Origin of the sequence: Fervidobacterium pennivorans DSM 9078 (assembly GCF_000235405.2) — a bacterium.
Lineage (GTDB): Bacteria > Thermotogota > Thermotogae > Thermotogales > Fervidobacteriaceae > Fervidobacterium > Fervidobacterium pennivorans.
This window is the reverse complement of sequence record NC_017095.1, coordinates 67,304-81,775: the sequence shown is the minus strand read 5'-3', so window position 1 is coordinate 81,775 and position 14,472 is coordinate 67,304. Positions and strand designations below refer to the sequence as shown.

Here is a 14,472-nt window from a genome sequence, read left to right as displayed (position 1 = left end):
GAGGATTTATTTAACTCAACCTAACTATTAACCTGACTATTGTTGCCTTTTTCCATTATCATTAGCATAGCTTTCAAGCAAAATAACTTTTTTTGAGACTTTTGGGATGTTAATTTTGAGAATACCATTCTCGTAATATCCCAAGTGCATATCGTAGTTTTTTAGAAGCTTTCCATACGGTAGGTATTCAGACATGTAGACCTTCGCTTGAAGTTTTTCTAACGATATGTTTGGATCCGGAATAGTAATTCTATAACCCTTGTAATAACCGGTAACGGTAACATTGGTTGCTTCTAAAGTTACGGGAAATTCAGACTCCCACCATTTTAAAACGTACCCCACACTTCCAGTTTTTTCAACAAATCCAACGAGTTGACCTTTCTCGTTTAAGATTATACCCGGTTTCTTCACATTTCGTACATAGTAACCTTTCAAATCTTCACTGAGAACCAATAACTCATCCGGTTTTTCGTTGGCAAAAATTCTTATATTCTGGACTGTTATGTTTTTTTCGAAATAATCTTCAAGAAATATCTTTGCGTTGAAAAGTGGCGACGCAGCCGTTGAAAATACCGAATGGATAGTTCGTGATATGCTATTGTTCGTAAACACATCGAGAAAGAAGATTGTTAACAAAATGATAAACATTAAAGACACATAGTTAAGCCTCATTCTACACTCTTCAACCTCGCCAGTATGTCGATCTTATCAAGGACCAGACCTGCACCTTTCGCCACACAACTGAGCGGGTCTTCAGCTTGGTAAACCTTTATGCCCGTTTCTTTCGACAACAATTCAGCAATACCGCGTAGTAATGAACCACCACCTGCAATAACTATTCCACGCTCAGTGATATCTGCTACAAGTTCCGGAGGTGTTTTCTCAAGCGTTACCTTAGCAGCTTCAACAATTTGCATAGCTGTTGGTCGAATCGCTTCTCTGATTTCACCACCGGTTAGTATCAATCTTTTTGGTAGACCTGAAGATAGTTCTATTCCGACAACCTCGGTTTGCAGTTCGTCAAACTCTTTGAGTGGGTAAACGTTCCCTATCTCTATCTTAACTCGTTCTGCGGTCCTCACACCTATTGTGACCCTGTATATCTCTCGAACGTATTGCATTATCGCTTCATCGAATTCGTCCCCTCCTATTCTGATTGATGTTGCTGTAACTATGGAACCAAGTGAAATAACGGCTGCTTCCGTTGTTCCCCCACCGATATCTATTATCATGTTACCTTGGGGTTCTTCAATGGGAAGTCCCGCACCCAAAGCAGAAGCCATGGGCTCTTCAATCAAGAACACTTTTTTAGCACCCGCTTCTTTTCCAGCAGTGAGCAACGCTCGGCTCTCAACCTCTGTCACGCCGTGAGGAACTCCTATGACAACCCTTGGACGAAAGAACGAAAATTTTTCTTGCGCTTTGTTTATGAAATATGTAAGCATGGCGAGTGCAATGTCATAATCAGCTATAACCCCGTCTTTCAGAGGTCTGACAGCCCGAATGTATGAAGGTGTTTTGCCAAGCATCTTCTTAGCTTCTGCTCCAACTTTTATTATTTCGTTCGTTTCAACGTTAATTGCTATGACGGACGGTTCATTGATAACTATGCCCTTACCTCGCACGTAAACCAGCGTATTCGCCGTTCCAAGATCTATTCCTAAATCAGACCTGCCAAACATCACTGCACTTCCTTTCTTATTATCTTTTCAAACATTTCCAATGCCTCTGGTATACTTTGTGGTAACTTCCCTCCAGCTTGTGCAAACGTTGGACTTCCGCCACCGCCACCACCAAGGATTTTTGCTACAGCTTTGGCAATGTTCCCAGCATGGTATTCGTTGGTCAATTCTTTTGGCACTTTCACCGTGAAGACAACTTTTTCCCCAAGTCTGGAAATGAGTAAGACAACCCCTTTGATTCTTTCAGAAACCTCGTCTGTCAGTTCTTTTAGAACCTCTGGGTCAATCTCTTCAAACACAGCGGATACGTAATTTACGTTGTTCCAACTTTTCACATTACTTGCTACGCTCTCTGGATTGACAAGCTTTTTCTTAAGGTTTGCAAGTTCGCGCTCCAATGACTTCCTTTCTTCTATGAGTTTTTCCACTTTCATTACTAATTCGTTAATCGGTGCTTCAAGTTTGTCTTTTAGGTTTTCTAATATCTCGTCTTGCTTGCGCACGTATGCAAGCGAATTGAATCCAGTAATTGCTTCTATCCTTCTAACGCCCGCACTTACTGCACTCTCCGATACTATTTTAAATAGCCCAATTTCACCTGTGTTCTTGACGTGCGTTCCACCACAGAGTTCCTCACTGAAATTGCCCACTTTTACAACCCTTACGTAATCTCCGTATTTTTCTTCAAAGAGCGCCATAGCACCTTCTTTAACAGCCTCATCGTAGCTCTTCACTTCCGTAACAACTGGAATAGCACTAAGTATTACCTCATTCACCAGGTCTTCTATCGCTGTTATCTGCTCTTTCGTTAGTGCTTGGTAGTGTGTGAAGTCAAATCTCAATCTTTCAGGTTCAACGAGCGAACCTGCTTGACGTACGTGAGTTCCCAAAACTTTTCTTAGTGCTGCGTGGAGTAAGTGTGTGGCAGTGTGGTTTCTCATCGTCCATTTTCTGATAGGGTCAACTTTGGAGAAGACCTTCTGACCTACACTGAGTTTTCCTGTTAATTTTCCTCTGTGGACAATAATACCTTCCACTGGGTTATAGACATATTCAACTTCGAATTTGCCACCTTCCCAGGTGATAGTTCCCTTGTCTGACACCTGTCCACCTTTTTCGGCATAGAATGGTGTGACATCCAAGACCAGCTCGCACTGGACTGGTTCGGGAGATTCTATATTATCGACAAATTCATTATCTTTTCTGATTTTTACAACTGTTCCTTCGGACTCCATTGTTTCGTAACCCACGAAAACGGTCTCTATCTCGAGCGTTTCGTAACCTGTCTTTTGTGCAAATTCGACCTCCCCCTGTGCTTTTCTTGACCTTTCGCGTTGCTGTTGTAAGTATGCTTCAAAGCCTTTTTCATCGAGTTCATAGTTGTTTTCTTGTGCAATATCACGCAGGATATCTATTGGGAAGCCGTATGTATCATACAGCTTGAATGCATCTTCTGCAGTTATTTTTCCCTTTGTCTCGATAATTTTTTGAACAAGTTCAAGACCTCTTGAAAGATTCATAATGAATTTGAGTTCTTCGCCTTTGACTATGTTTTCAACAAAACTGCGTTTTTCCACTATTTCGGGGTACACATGTCCCATTTTTTGAACAACGCTTTCAACTATCTTGTAAAGGAACGGCTCTTTTGCACCAAGAAGAACCCCGTGTCTTAAAGCCCTTCTGAGAACCCTTCTTAGTACGTAACCTCTTCCTTCGTTCGATGGAAGGACACCATCAGCTATCATGAATGTGACCGCTCTAACATGGTCAGCAATAACCCTTATGGAAACATCTTTTTTCGGATCTTCCTTGTATTTAACGTTCAGGACATTTTGTATTCTTTCGATGATTGGTGCAAACAGGTCTGTATCGAAATTCCAAAGCACTCCTTGCATCATCGCAGAGATTCTTTCAAGCCCTGCACCTGTGTCTATGTTTTTCCTCGGAAGCGGATGGAGGTTGCCCTCCTCGTCTTGGTAGAATTCTGTGAAAACTAGGTTCCAGATTTCAATAAACCTTCCGTCGGTATTGGCCGGTGTTGGTATACCTCCATCTTTGACAGGCACTTCAAGACCTGTATCGTAATGAATTTCAGAACATGGTCCACATGGACCTGTAGGACCTGCTGGTCCCCAGAAGTTGTCCTCTTTTCCCATTCTGATTATTTTGTGTTCTGGAACACCTATACTCTTCCAAATCTCGAAAGCTTCATCGTCGTATTCGTAAATTGTTACCCAGAGTTTTTCCTCTGGCATCTCAAGAACTTTCGTCACAAATTCCCATGCCCATTCAATTGCTTCTTTTTTGAAGTAATCACCAAAAGAAAAGTTACCAAGCATTTCGAAGAATGTGTGGTGTCTAGGAGTCCTTCCGACGTTCTCTATATCATTTGTTCGAACACATTTTTGACAGGTTGTAACCCTAGTGTAAACAGGTTCAACCTTTCCCCAGAAGATAGGTTTGAACGGAACCATACCAGCAACGGTGAACATGAGTTGTGGGTCATCCGGTATGAGCGATGCACTCGGTAACCGTTTGTGTCCTTTGCTCTCAAAGAAAGAAAGAAACGCTTCTCGTATCTCGTCACTGGTCATGTATTTCATTAATCTTTGCACCTCCGACTCAAACGTTTTGGATTATTTTTTCACATTATCTTGCGTATTAATAGAACAGATTCAAAACCGTGTAAACAACGGGAGTCATGAACAACAGTCCATCGATTCTATCGAGCATTCCTCCATGTCCTGGCATAAGGTTGCCCATGTGTTTAACACCGTAATGTCTTTTTATAGAAGATTCAAATATGTCTCCAAATGTATCGAAGATTCCGGTCACGAAAGCAAGTATGAGTGCCAACAAAAGATCTATGTGCATATGAGATTTAAAAACACTGTTCGCAACAAATTGGTAAATCAAGATGTAAACAAACGTTCCAAATACTCCACCATAGAATCCTTCCCAACTTTTGTTCGGACTGTAATAGCTTCCGAATTTGTGCTTGCCCATAGTCATACCAAATGCGTAGGCAAAACTGTCGTAAGACCAAGAAAGTGTTAGTGTGAGTAGCGCAATTGCTGCCCCATGTTTATCATACAACGGGATGAAAAACGAAAGCAAAAAGCTTATGTAAATCAAAGCTACAGAATACGCAAAGTAAACTTCCGTTATTATCTCTTTATTCTTAACTCTGCTTAGTGCGAAGATTGCTCCAACCATAAAAACGACAGCTAACAACTCCATTGGATTGCTGCGGAACGCAATACCATAAAGGACTGGATAAGTTGTTACCAAAGCTGTGTAAATTATAGAAAGCCAGGGATCATGTTTTTTCAACGTGACAAAGAAAAATTCCCCAGAAGATATCATTACAATGGTTGCAACAAGCCCAACCAAGCTTGGATATGATACAAAACAAAATACGACAAATGGTGCAACTATGAAAGCGCTTATAACTCTTTTTATAGTCTCTTTTTTCAACGAATTGTTCTTTTCCATACTCTTATTAGTGTTGTTTTGCCCCTGCATTTTAACCGTTTATCCCCCCGAAGCGTCGCTCCCGCCGTTTGTAAGATTCTATCGCCCTGTCGAGCTCTTCTTCATTAAAATCGGGCCAAAGAAGTTCACTGAAATACAGTTCACTGTACGCACCTTGCCATATCAAAAAGTTGCTAATTCTCATTTCACCGGAGGTTCTTATTATTAGATCCGGATCTGGAATATCCGGTGCGTAGAGATAATTTCTAAAGATTTCATCGTTCAGATCTTGAGGATGAACCCTTGATTCCAAGACTTTCTTCACCGCATCTATGATTTCCGCTCTACCACCGTAGTTTAAAGCGAGTATCGCTTGTATTCTATCAAACTCCTTTGTCTTTTCCTCGTACTCGTAACACTTTTGTTTAACAGGCTCGGGAAGTTCGTGAATCCTTCCAATGAATCGTAATCTTACATGCTCTTTTGCCATGCGTTCGTAGAATTCACCTATTTTTTCAACGAGTAAGCCTAATATAAAATTAACTTCCTCAGGTGGTCGTTTCCAGTTCTCTGTTGAAAACGCATAGAACGTGGCGTACTTCACGCCACGTTCAGCGCACCATCGAACAACGTCTTCTATTTTGTATGCTCCAACGTAATGACCGTATGTTCGAGGCTTTCCTTGACGCTTAGCCCATCGACCATTTCCGTCCATTATGAATGCGATATGCGTTAGTGGTTGCTGTTCTCCGGGCATCAGAATTCCATTATCTCCTTTTCTTTCTTTTCGAATAATTTATCCAACTCGGCTATATATTTGTCTGTGAGGTTTTGTATTTCTTTTTCAAGCCTTTTTTCATCATCTTCGGACATCTTTCCTTCTTTCTTAGCATCTTTGATATCTTTCAGCACATCTCTTCTGATATTTCTAACGGCTATTTTTCCTTCTTCCACAATTTCCTTAGCCTTTTTGACCCATTTTTGCCTTTGTTCTGTTGTTGGTGTTGGAAAGTTAATTCTCACAACGGTTCCATCGTTTACAGGTGTAAGTCCCAAATCACTTGCAAGAATCGCCTTTTCTATCGCAGACAGTAGGTTCCTTTCCCAAGGTTTGACTATGAGTTGCCTTTCTTCCGTTGTCACTTGGGCGAGTTGAAGAACGGGAGTTGGGACACCGTAGTAATCTACTTTAATCTCCTCAAGAACAGCGGGCGTTGCCCTTCCTGTTCTTAGGTGTTTAAGTTCTTCTGCAATCTTTTCGACAGATTTTTTCATCTTTTCTTCTGTTTGTTTCAGGAAGGAATTCACCATCTCTCACACCTCCATCTTTCTATTTTTCAATCTTTAGATTTTCAAGCTTCAAATCTTATCAACATTGGTTACACATATTGCGGTTATTCCCTTCATTTCAGACTCAGGGTACACTCCGTTGCCGGATTTGAACTTTATCGAAACCGGGCAACCTAAAACACTTTCGAGCTTTTCCGATATCTTTTCCCGATAATCTTTCAGCTTAATCGGTGAAATTATAACACAATCTGCGGATGATGGGAAGAAACCGCTCTTGTTAACAGTTTGAACAACTATTTCAAGCATCTCCAAGCTACTCCGTCCTTTGTTTTCGTCATCTTCTGGAAAGAGCACTCCTATGTCTTTTTTCAAAGATACTCCAAGTAGACTATCGATAAGCGCATGGCAGAGGACATCCGCATCGGAATGGCCATGAAGACCCAGCTGAGATTGTATCTGAACTCCACCGAGTATTAATTTCCTTCCCTGAACAAGTGGATGAGTATCCCATCCCAGACCTGTTAATGTGTGGTAATCGCAAAATTTGGAAAAGCGCTTTAATTTTGGGTGAATCTGTGACTTCTCGGTAAAATTGAAACGTTCGTATAGGTCAGACTCTATTGTATCGACTATTACTTTCTTGTACCTACTGGATTTGATAAACCTATACAAAAGCAGTTCTTTATGTTCTCCAGCCAACGATACGATATACAAATCATCAGTTGAGAAATCAAGCAATATCCTTTCTATAATGTAAATCATCTTTGCTCCTACAGGTACTATCTTTAATCCAAGTACACGAAACCACCTTTGGTATCCGTGACGAAATTCTGCCTTGGTTGCATACAATAGAACTGCTTTTACGTTCTCTCCATCTTGGAGCACGATACAATTCTTCTTTAAAAAAGGTGGTATATCAGATTCGAAAGCCTTTTTCAAGTATTTAGGTGCATTTCCCCCGAAAAGTTCATCGTAGAACGCCTTCTTTTCTTCGTATATTAAACCTACTACCTTGTCGATATTGTCTTTATTTACAACCGTCGTTTGCAAAATACCACCTCTGGTTTTGAACTTATTTGAGGGTTAGTATTGTCCAAGACTACTTAGTAAATAGATAGACGATAATAAGCAAAGCACCCGTGATTAAAAGAGTAGTCATGAGCGAGATAAGCAGCTCAGTGCCTGTTGTGGAAGGTATTTCAACTTTGATGGTTTTTAGGTATTTTTCATGTTTTTCCTTCGGTTCATATTCACGCTGTCTTTTCTTTTTAGCAAAGTATGTTTCATCACTAAGAATTTTCAGAGCCGGACTCACAAGTGATTTTGCTACTAATCCCTCGTCCAACTCAACTTTTATCAGATAAAGATCGCCACCTTTTACTCGAATAAGCTCTTTGCTCAAAAGTATTGCTTCTATGGAAAGCTTATCTTTGTCAAAATTTGGAAATTTCTCACGGATTTGTTTTTCGTATTTGCCAGGATTAAGAATTACAACTGGGATTTTGTCTCCAACATCAAATTGTATAATCGGAGCACCGTTGATAGGGTCGATAACGGGGAAGACCTCCGGTAAATCTGCCACGTCAGGTCGTGTGTAAGCCTTTGTTACGTTTTCATCGGAAACATCTTCCTGCATGGAAAGGAAAGTGTAAGCTGAGTATTCTTCTAAAAGCATTCCTTCAGCTTTCACAAAGATTTCCATCTTCGGGCTCCATTCTTCGAATAAATCGCCAATGATAACTTTAAGTATCTCGGTGTCATTTTCTTTTAATGCGGTAGAAAATTCTATACCCAAAGGTATCTTCCCACGGCGATTCATCATGTTGTTAAGATACGCAAGGAATGCTATAGTAACGTCGTAAACACCCGGTAATTCCTTTACTTTTTGTTTCGCTTCTTCAATTTTCTCCTTAAATTCTCTAATGTCTTCATCCAAAGTAATGTTATCTATAATCTCAGAATAACGAAAAGGAACTACCAGAAAGTCAAAATCTGGTGCTCCATTGGTCTTTCCAAAGAAATACCCAACTATTTCTTCCGCTGTTCCCTTACTGCGTGCCCTCACTTTTATGAAGTAAAGGTCCACTGTAATTCCTCCTTCTGGTTGCTAAAGCCATTTTTTTGTGTTGAGACATCACATGAAATAACCACCACTTTCTATCTTGGTACCCTTTGGAATAACTTTATCGTTACCGATGACTACGTTTTTACCAAACTCACAATCGTCCTCAACTATTGAATCCATTCCAATGACAGTTATGTGTGAATTGTATACCTTTTTATCATATTTGCTTTCAGCGTATTCTCCTAATCCTATTTTACACCCGTTTTTGATAATTGTGTTTTCCGCAATAATTGCATCTTCAATTATCACATTATCACCAATTTCTACCTTTGTCATTATCACACTGTTTCTGACAACGGTGTTTTGTCCGATAATTACACCTTGTGAAATGATACTGTTTTCAACTAAGCCGTATATTTCACAACCTTCGCTAATGATTGAATTTCTTACCTCACCACTTGGAGATATATACGCTGGTTGCATCTCTTCGGACCTTGTATATATTCTCCAGTTCGGGTCATGTATATTGAATGGCGGAATGGGTCTGACAAGTTCTAAATTCGTCTCCCAGTAAGACATAATTGTTCCCACATCTTGCCAGTAACCTTCAAATGGGAATGCGTAAACCCTTTCTGTAGATAAAATCTTTGGAATTACGTTCTTTCCGAAATCGTGCTCACTTGTCTCATCTTTTGCATCTTCGATAAGCACCTGCTTTATGAAATCCCAGTTGAAAACATAGATACCAAGTGAGGCAAGATTCGATTTTGGTTGTTTTGGCTTTTCTTGGAAGTCGACAATCTTGTAATCGATATCGGTTACCATGATACCAAACCTATACGCTTCGGAAATTGGGACTTCCATACAAGCTATCGTCGCCAATGCGCCCTTTGACACGTGGTAATAAACAAACTCGCTGTAATCCATCGAGTATATGTGATCACCTGATAGAACTACAACATATTCAGGATTGTATTCATCTACAAATTCTATGTTCTGATAAACAGCATCCGCGGTACCTTTGTACCAAACACTCTCCGTCAACGTAGAATAAGGTTGGAGTATCGTCACTCCTCCGCCTTTTCTATCTAAGTCCCAAGGCTTACCAATTCCAATATGTTTGTTTAGTAAGTGAGGTCTGTACTGTGCAAGAACCCCCACCCTGTAGATACCTGAGTTAACACAGTTGCTCAGTGTGAAGTCTATTATCCTGTACTTCCCTCCAAATTGAACAGCAGGTTTGGGAATCTTCTCAGTCAATACACCTAATCGTGTACCTTGTCCACCAGCAAGTATCAGCGCAACTACATTTGTCATTATAAACACCCCCAAGATTAAACATGAAAAAAGAGAAACAAACATCACGAAAGTGCGAAAACTCACACAAATGACAACATCAGACTACCATCCACTTTTCGAGTACAACGGGCTCAAAGTCTCCGACAAGCATCTGTTCAGCCCTAATTACACAGTTTTTATCTATTATCGCATTTTTAACGATTGCACCTTCTTCAATTACCGTGTCCTGCATTACAATGGAGTTTTCAACTCTTGCACCTGCTTTTACAACAACACCTCTGAACAATACAGAATTCTTAACGTTACCTGAGATTATACAACCATCCGCTATTATTGAATTGCTCACTTTCGCAGTATTGGTATATTTAGCAGGTGGATAGTCTTTTAGCTTAGTGTAAACTTTACCGTATTTGATGAAAAGTTCCTCACGAAGCGCTTGACTGTTTAAAACTTCCATATTCATCTTGTAATATTCGTTGATACCTTTTTTGACATTTCTCCAATATCCTTTGAATTCGTACGCGTATACGCGGAGTTTCGAAAGATTTGGTATAACAACATCCAGAAGTAAATCGTATTTACCTGCTGGAACTGTGTCATACAGAAGCTCGAGTAGCAGATATTTGTTGATAAAGTAAACTCCTAAGAAGGCTTTTCGAGTCGGTGGGTTTTGGACTTTTTCTTTTATTTCTACAATCCTTCCATCAGATTCCGTAACAACTGTTCCATACTGGGTTATATCGTATGTGTCATCCAGTTCTTTAACAAGCAACGTAATGTCTGCACTTTTCGCAAAATGGTATCTGAACAAGTCGTCGTAAAGCATTTTGTATATATGGTCACCTGAGCCTATTAAGACGTAATCCTCATCGCCCCTACGAAGCATTGTTGTGTTTTGAAAGATAGCGTCCGCAGTCCCTCGGTACCAGTATTCACCAGTCATACCAATGTAAGGCTGCAGTATGTAAAGTCCCCCGTGCTTTCTATCGAGGTCCCATTCTTTCCCAGAGCCGAGGTGGTCCATCAGACTTCTTGGATTGTATTGTGTTAGAACGCCTACTTTGTATATCCCGGAATTCACCATGTTACTTAGTGTGAAATCTATTGCTCTGTATTTTCCAAATACTGGAACTGCGGCACTTGCCCTTTTATACACGAGCTTACCCAGAGCATCACTTTTACCACCAGCCAAAATCAAGCCTAGCACTTTCATTGGACCACCCCCAATGTTTAATAAACAGGTAAATCAAAGCATCAATATCCACCCTGTACAGGAGCTTTATTTGTAACTATCGCAACACCTGAGCTCGTTCCGATTCTCGTAGCCCCTGCCGTAAGCATTTTTATCGCATCTTCGTAGGTTCGTACACCACCAGATGCTTTAACTTCTATCTTACCCTCAACTGCCCATCGCATGAGTTGGACATCCTCAAACTTTGCGCCACCTGTTCCGAAACCTGTAGATGTCTTCACGAAAGCGGCACCGGCAAGTCTTGAAAGTACACATGCTGCAATTTTCTCTTCGTCCGTTAAGAAACATGTTTCGATAATAACTTTGACAGGAACTTTCGCAACCTCAACAACAGATTTTATATCGTTGTAGACGTATTCGTAATCTCCCTCTTTCAATTTGCCTATGTGGATTACCATATCTACTTCTTGAGCCCCATTTTCAACAGCCCATTTTGTCTCCTCTACCTTAGCGTAAGTACTGGTGGCTCCCAGCGGGAAACCGATAACCGTAACTGTGAGAACTTGGCTACCTTTCAGTCTTTGTGCTACCATAGGAACAAACGAAGGGTTAACACAAACACCTTTGAATTTGTAGTCAAGAGCTTCCTTGCAAAGCGTTTCTATCTCTGCTGTTGTGGCAGTAGGTTTGAGATTTGTATGGTCGATATATTCGTTGAGTGATGTGTTCTTTAAATTTATCTCAACGATTTCTGGCTTGTAATTTTCTTTGAATTCTTCCAATTTCTCCAGCACAACCTTTTTTACATCCATCCTTACCACTCCCTTTGAAGGTTTTTATCTTTTCAAGTACTCTTTTATTCTCTTATCGATTTCCTTCTTTTTGATTTCCTCACGTTTGTCGTGACTCTTTTTACCTTTTGCAACTGCAATTTCTACCTTGACTATTCCTCGGTCATTGAAATAGATTTTTGTCGGAATCACAGTATATCCCTCTTGTCTAATTTTGCCCCATATTCTGTCTATCTGCTTTCTATGTAATAGTAATTTTCTAGGCCTTTCAGGGTCGTGGTTGTAGATATTTCCAAACCGGTATGGTGGTATGTGCAAATTCAGCAAATATATCTCCCCGTCTTTTATTCGACAAAATGAATCTTTGAAGCTTGCACCGTGTTCCCTCAAAGACTTTACTTCTGTGCCAACGAGGACGATGCCAGCTTCATATGTCTCATCTATAATGTAATCAGTGTACGCCTTCTTATTGGTTGCTATTATCTTCATACAAAATCCCACCCTACGTTCTTGTAGTGTCTTATTTCTAATTTCTCGTTGTTTATAATTTCAATAACATCAATTTGGGCTTTTGAATACCGCTTACCCCTCAAATAATATTCCGCACTGCGGTTTATTCTTTCGTACTTCTTCATATCAACACGCTCGGAAGGATTAATTTGAACACCTGTGCCGGATTTTACTTCGACAAACACGTAAGTTTCACCGCGCTTTGCAATTATATCTATCTCACCAAATGGCGTGCGATAGTTTCTTTCAAGTATTTTATAGCCGTTGCGTTTTAAGAATTCTGCAGCGAGTTCTTCCGCCTTTTTCCAGTTGATTGTTACATCAACCGTAGATACTTGGAACTTTGATGAATCGGCCTTCCTTTTCAGGAAAGTTTTCAATAATGCTCTCAACATTATCATATGACTTTGGCTCCGACACTCTAAGCTTGCATGGTTCCTCTATAGGTGTGTACATCGGTTCGAGACTTTCGATATCAACCTCGGAAAGTATTTCAAAATAGTCAATGATTTTCTGCAAGTCGGATTTTAATTTCTCCGATTCCTCAAAAGTTAAACGTGCGAGCTTGGAAAGATGGTCAATAAGTTTGTCATCTATCTTTATCACCGTCAATAACCTCCTTCAATTTCATTACCGTCTCTATTTGTGATGCAGCACCGGTGGCCATTTTGTTGCTTTGAGCTATAGTTTTGTAGACCTCTTCACGGTAAATTCTTACGTCAGCCGGTGCGATTATGCCTATTTTAACAGCATTACCGTCGATTTTCAGCACTTTCACTTCTATGTTATCACCAATTATTATGCTCTCTCCAACTCTTCTTGACAGTACAAGCATATCAAACACCACTCTCTTCTTTGCCATTTCTATCATCAGATTGACTCTCTGGTTCTTTTGCAGAAACTATGGGATGCTTTAGTTCATACTTTTCAAGTATAACTTGAATGCCTATTCCCTTTTTTATGTTTACCACAACTGGAGCCTTTAGGTTTACCGTTGCCAGTTCAGGTTTCCCAACAGGGATAGTAACAATACTCCAAACAACCAAGTCTGAAGGGTCATCAACTTGCAAAATATCTAAGTCTTGTTTTGATAAATCTACCTCATAGTTTTCCAAAATCAGCCAAGGGTCTATGAGAGGAAAAGATATGTTTTCATCTTCTAAACTGACAAGCCATTGAATTGGTTGCGTTTCTGGGATGTTCAAAATTGCAAATTTTCTGAGTTCTTCAAAACCCGGTATTCCATTTGGAAAGGTTATAATTTCATTATCGTTTATCTCCAGCTCACCAAACCTTGTTTTGTGAACTCCCATTTTTGCTCATCCTTCCAAATAGCATTTTTTCTTTTTTTTATCGCTCTTCAGCCACCTTATCTATAGCCCAATCTTTTATATAATGTAAGATTTTGTTGTGAAATTCTTCGCCATGTTCTGGGTCTTCAAAGAGTTCATGGTAACCACCTTCAAATTCTTCAATTATCTTTTGTGTATCAAGTTCTTCGTAAAACTTACGTGCTCCTTGCGGAGGTGTTACTTTATCTTCTGTGCCTATTAGGACAACTACAGGACATTTGATTCTTGAAGCCCTCTCATGTGCTAATTGGACGTTGTGCAACATACTCTTGCCAAGCTTAATCGAGATTTTGTCGTGAACAAGGGGATCCGTAACATATCTATGGACCGCGTCTTTATTCCTCGATAAAAGGTCAGGGTTTATACCATTTTTCACAGTTAGTGAAGGTGCCAAAACTGAGAATATTTTCAACATCGCTATCTGACTTGGTTTCGGTTCTAGTTGGAGTGCGGGAGAAGACACAATAAGTTTGGAAACTTTATTCGGTCTTTCTTCTGTGTAGCGTACAGCGATGAGCCCTCCCAGACTGTGTCCGAAAAGGATAAAGGAATTAACTGTTTTTGTGATTTCATCGATTAAATCTATAACTTCTTCAATAGAGGTATGTCCACGTTTACCGGAGCTTTTACCATGACCAGGTAAATCGAATCCAATAACACCGAAATCGTTTTCCACAAGCATGTTAATGAGCTTCTCATATCTACCTATATGCTCACCAAGACCGTGTACAATAACAACCCAACCCTTATTACCCGTTCCTTTTTTGAAATGGTACACCATACCTTTCCCCCCTAAAATTCCAAAAAAGTTCCAGAA

At 40.1% G+C, this 14,472-nt stretch carries 17 protein-coding genes; all 17 read right to left on the bottom strand.

Annotation, left to right across the window (positions count from 1 at the left end):
* Positions 1-36: 36 nt before the first annotated feature.
* Positions 37-672 carry a hypothetical protein gene (locus FERPE_RS00370; protein WP_041262744.1) on the bottom strand — a complete coding sequence of 212 codons (636 nt, stop codon included), beginning with the start codon at positions 670-672 and terminating at the stop codon, positions 37-39.
* Positions 669-1,682 carry a rod shape-determining protein gene (gene mreB / locus FERPE_RS00365; RefSeq protein WP_014450703.1) on the bottom strand — a complete coding sequence of 338 codons (1,014 nt, stop codon included), beginning with the start codon at positions 1,680-1,682 and terminating at the stop codon, positions 669-671. Before mreB ends, FERPE_RS00370 begins: the two co-directional genes overlap by 4 nt.
* Complete coding sequence (gene alaS, locus FERPE_RS00360) at positions 1,682-4,285, bottom strand: alanine--tRNA ligase (protein ID WP_014450702.1); 2,604 nt, start codon at positions 4,283-4,285, stop codon at positions 1,682-1,684. Before alaS ends, mreB begins: the two co-directional genes overlap by 1 nt.
* A gap of 58 nt (positions 4,286-4,343) precedes the next feature.
* On the bottom strand, positions 4,344-5,207 hold the full coding sequence (locus tag FERPE_RS00355; protein ID WP_014450701.1) for a phosphatidate cytidylyltransferase: 864 nt from the start codon (positions 5,205-5,207) through the stop codon (positions 4,344-4,346).
* A gap of 1 nt (position 5,208) precedes the next feature.
* Positions 5,209-5,913 (bottom strand): polyprenyl diphosphate synthase, encoded by a 705-nt coding sequence (uppS, locus tag FERPE_RS00350; protein WP_014450700.1) that lies wholly within the window; start codon positions 5,911-5,913, stop codon positions 5,209-5,211.
* Positions 5,913-6,467 carry a ribosome recycling factor gene (frr, locus tag FERPE_RS00345; RefSeq protein ID WP_014450699.1) on the bottom strand — a complete coding sequence of 185 codons (555 nt, stop codon included), beginning with the start codon at positions 6,465-6,467 and terminating at the stop codon, positions 5,913-5,915. Before frr ends, uppS begins: the two co-directional genes overlap by 1 nt.
* A gap of 48 nt (positions 6,468-6,515) precedes the next feature.
* Positions 6,516-7,496, bottom strand: a complete 981-nt coding sequence (locus FERPE_RS00340; RefSeq protein WP_014450698.1) for a 2-C-methyl-D-erythritol 2,4-cyclodiphosphate synthase — start codon at positions 7,494-7,496, stop codon at positions 6,516-6,518.
* A gap of 49 nt (positions 7,497-7,545) precedes the next feature.
* Entirely contained in the window at positions 7,546-8,532 is a 987-nt protein-coding gene (locus FERPE_RS00335; protein ID WP_014450697.1) for a DUF4899 domain-containing protein, read from the bottom strand.
* A 48-nt stretch (positions 8,533-8,580) separates the two neighbouring features.
* On the bottom strand, positions 8,581-9,828 hold the full coding sequence (locus FERPE_RS00330; protein ID WP_014450696.1) for a glucose-1-phosphate adenylyltransferase: 1,248 nt from the start codon (positions 9,826-9,828) through the stop codon (positions 8,581-8,583).
* Positions 9,829-9,907: 79 nt separating this feature from the next.
* Positions 9,908-11,023 carry a glucose-1-phosphate adenylyltransferase subunit GlgD gene (gene glgD, locus FERPE_RS00325; protein ID WP_014450695.1) on the bottom strand — a complete coding sequence of 372 codons (1,116 nt, stop codon included), beginning with the start codon at positions 11,021-11,023 and terminating at the stop codon, positions 9,908-9,910.
* Positions 11,024-11,064: 41 nt separating this feature from the next.
* Positions 11,065-11,814: a deoxyribose-phosphate aldolase gene (gene deoC / locus FERPE_RS00320; RefSeq protein ID WP_014450694.1), complete on the bottom strand. Its 750-nt coding sequence runs from the start codon at positions 11,812-11,814 to the stop codon at positions 11,065-11,067.
* 24 nt (positions 11,815-11,838) lie between these two features.
* Positions 11,839-12,282, bottom strand: a complete 444-nt coding sequence (gene smpB / locus FERPE_RS00315) for an SsrA-binding protein SmpB (protein ID WP_014450693.1) — start codon at positions 12,280-12,282, stop codon at positions 11,839-11,841.
* Positions 12,279-12,704 carry a YraN family protein gene (locus FERPE_RS00310; RefSeq protein ID WP_245530416.1) on the bottom strand — a complete coding sequence of 142 codons (426 nt, stop codon included), beginning with the start codon at positions 12,702-12,704 and terminating at the stop codon, positions 12,279-12,281. Before FERPE_RS00310 ends, smpB begins: the two co-directional genes overlap by 4 nt.
* Positions 12,625-12,909, bottom strand: a complete 285-nt coding sequence (gene gatC, locus FERPE_RS00305; RefSeq protein ID WP_014450691.1) for an Asp-tRNA(Asn)/Glu-tRNA(Gln) amidotransferase subunit GatC — start codon at positions 12,907-12,909, stop codon at positions 12,625-12,627. Before gatC ends, FERPE_RS00310 begins: the two co-directional genes overlap by 80 nt.
* Positions 12,893-13,138, bottom strand: a complete 246-nt coding sequence (gene csrA / locus FERPE_RS00300) for a carbon storage regulator CsrA (RefSeq protein WP_041262743.1) — start codon at positions 13,136-13,138, stop codon at positions 12,893-12,895. Before csrA ends, gatC begins: the two co-directional genes overlap by 17 nt.
* 1 nt (position 13,139) lies before the next feature.
* Positions 13,140-13,616 (bottom strand): flagellar assembly protein FliW, encoded by a 477-nt coding sequence (fliW, locus tag FERPE_RS00295; protein ID WP_014450689.1) that lies wholly within the window; start codon positions 13,614-13,616, stop codon positions 13,140-13,142.
* Between the two features lie 37 nt (positions 13,617-13,653).
* Positions 13,654-14,436, bottom strand: a complete 783-nt coding sequence (locus FERPE_RS00290; protein ID WP_014450688.1) for an alpha/beta hydrolase — start codon at positions 14,434-14,436, stop codon at positions 13,654-13,656.
* Between the last annotated feature and the right edge of the window lie 36 nt (positions 14,437-14,472).

Excerpts from the sequence above, each read along its gene's own strand:
- glgD (WP_014450695.1), bottom strand. The coding sequence starts at position 11,023 with ATGAAAGTGCTAGGCTTGATTTTGGCTGGTGGTAAAAGTGATGCTCTG.
- FERPE_RS00355 (WP_014450701.1), bottom strand. The coding sequence starts at position 5,207 with ATGCAGGGGCAAAACAACACTAATAAGAGTATGGAAAAGAACAATTCG.
- csrA (WP_041262743.1), bottom strand. The coding sequence starts at position 13,138 with ATGCTTGTACTGTCAAGAAGAGTTGGAGAGAGCATAATAATTGGTGAT.
- fliW (WP_014450689.1), bottom strand. The coding sequence starts at position 13,616 with ATGGGAGTTCACAAAACAAGGTTTGGTGAGCTGGAGATAAACGATAAT.
- alaS (WP_014450702.1), bottom strand. The coding sequence starts at position 4,285 with ATGAAATACATGACCAGTGACGAGATACGAGAAGCGTTTCTTTCTTTC.
- mreB (WP_014450703.1), bottom strand. The coding sequence starts at position 1,682 with ATGTTTGGCAGGTCTGATTTAGGAATAGATCTTGGAACGGCGAATACG.
- frr (WP_014450699.1), bottom strand. The coding sequence starts at position 6,467 with ATGGTGAATTCCTTCCTGAAACAAACAGAAGAAAAGATGAAAAAATCT.
- uppS (WP_014450700.1), bottom strand. The coding sequence starts at position 5,913 with ATGCCCGGAGAACAGCAACCACTAACGCATATCGCATTCATAATGGAC.
- FERPE_RS00310 (WP_245530416.1), bottom strand. The coding sequence starts at position 12,704 with ATGATAATGTTGAGAGCATTATTGAAAACTTTCCTGAAAAGGAAGGCC.
- FERPE_RS00370 (WP_041262744.1), bottom strand. The coding sequence starts at position 672 with ATGAGGCTTAACTATGTGTCTTTAATGTTTATCATTTTGTTAACAATC.
- FERPE_RS00330 (WP_014450696.1), bottom strand. The coding sequence starts at position 9,828 with ATGACAAATGTAGTTGCGCTGATACTTGCTGGTGGACAAGGTACACGA.
- smpB (WP_014450693.1), bottom strand. The coding sequence starts at position 12,282 with ATGAAGATAATAGCAACCAATAAGAAGGCGTACACTGATTACATTATA.
- deoC (WP_014450694.1), bottom strand. The coding sequence starts at position 11,814 with ATGGATGTAAAAAAGGTTGTGCTGGAGAAATTGGAAGAATTCAAAGAA.
- FERPE_RS00290 (WP_014450688.1), bottom strand. The coding sequence starts at position 14,436 with ATGGTGTACCATTTCAAAAAAGGAACGGGTAATAAGGGTTGGGTTGTT.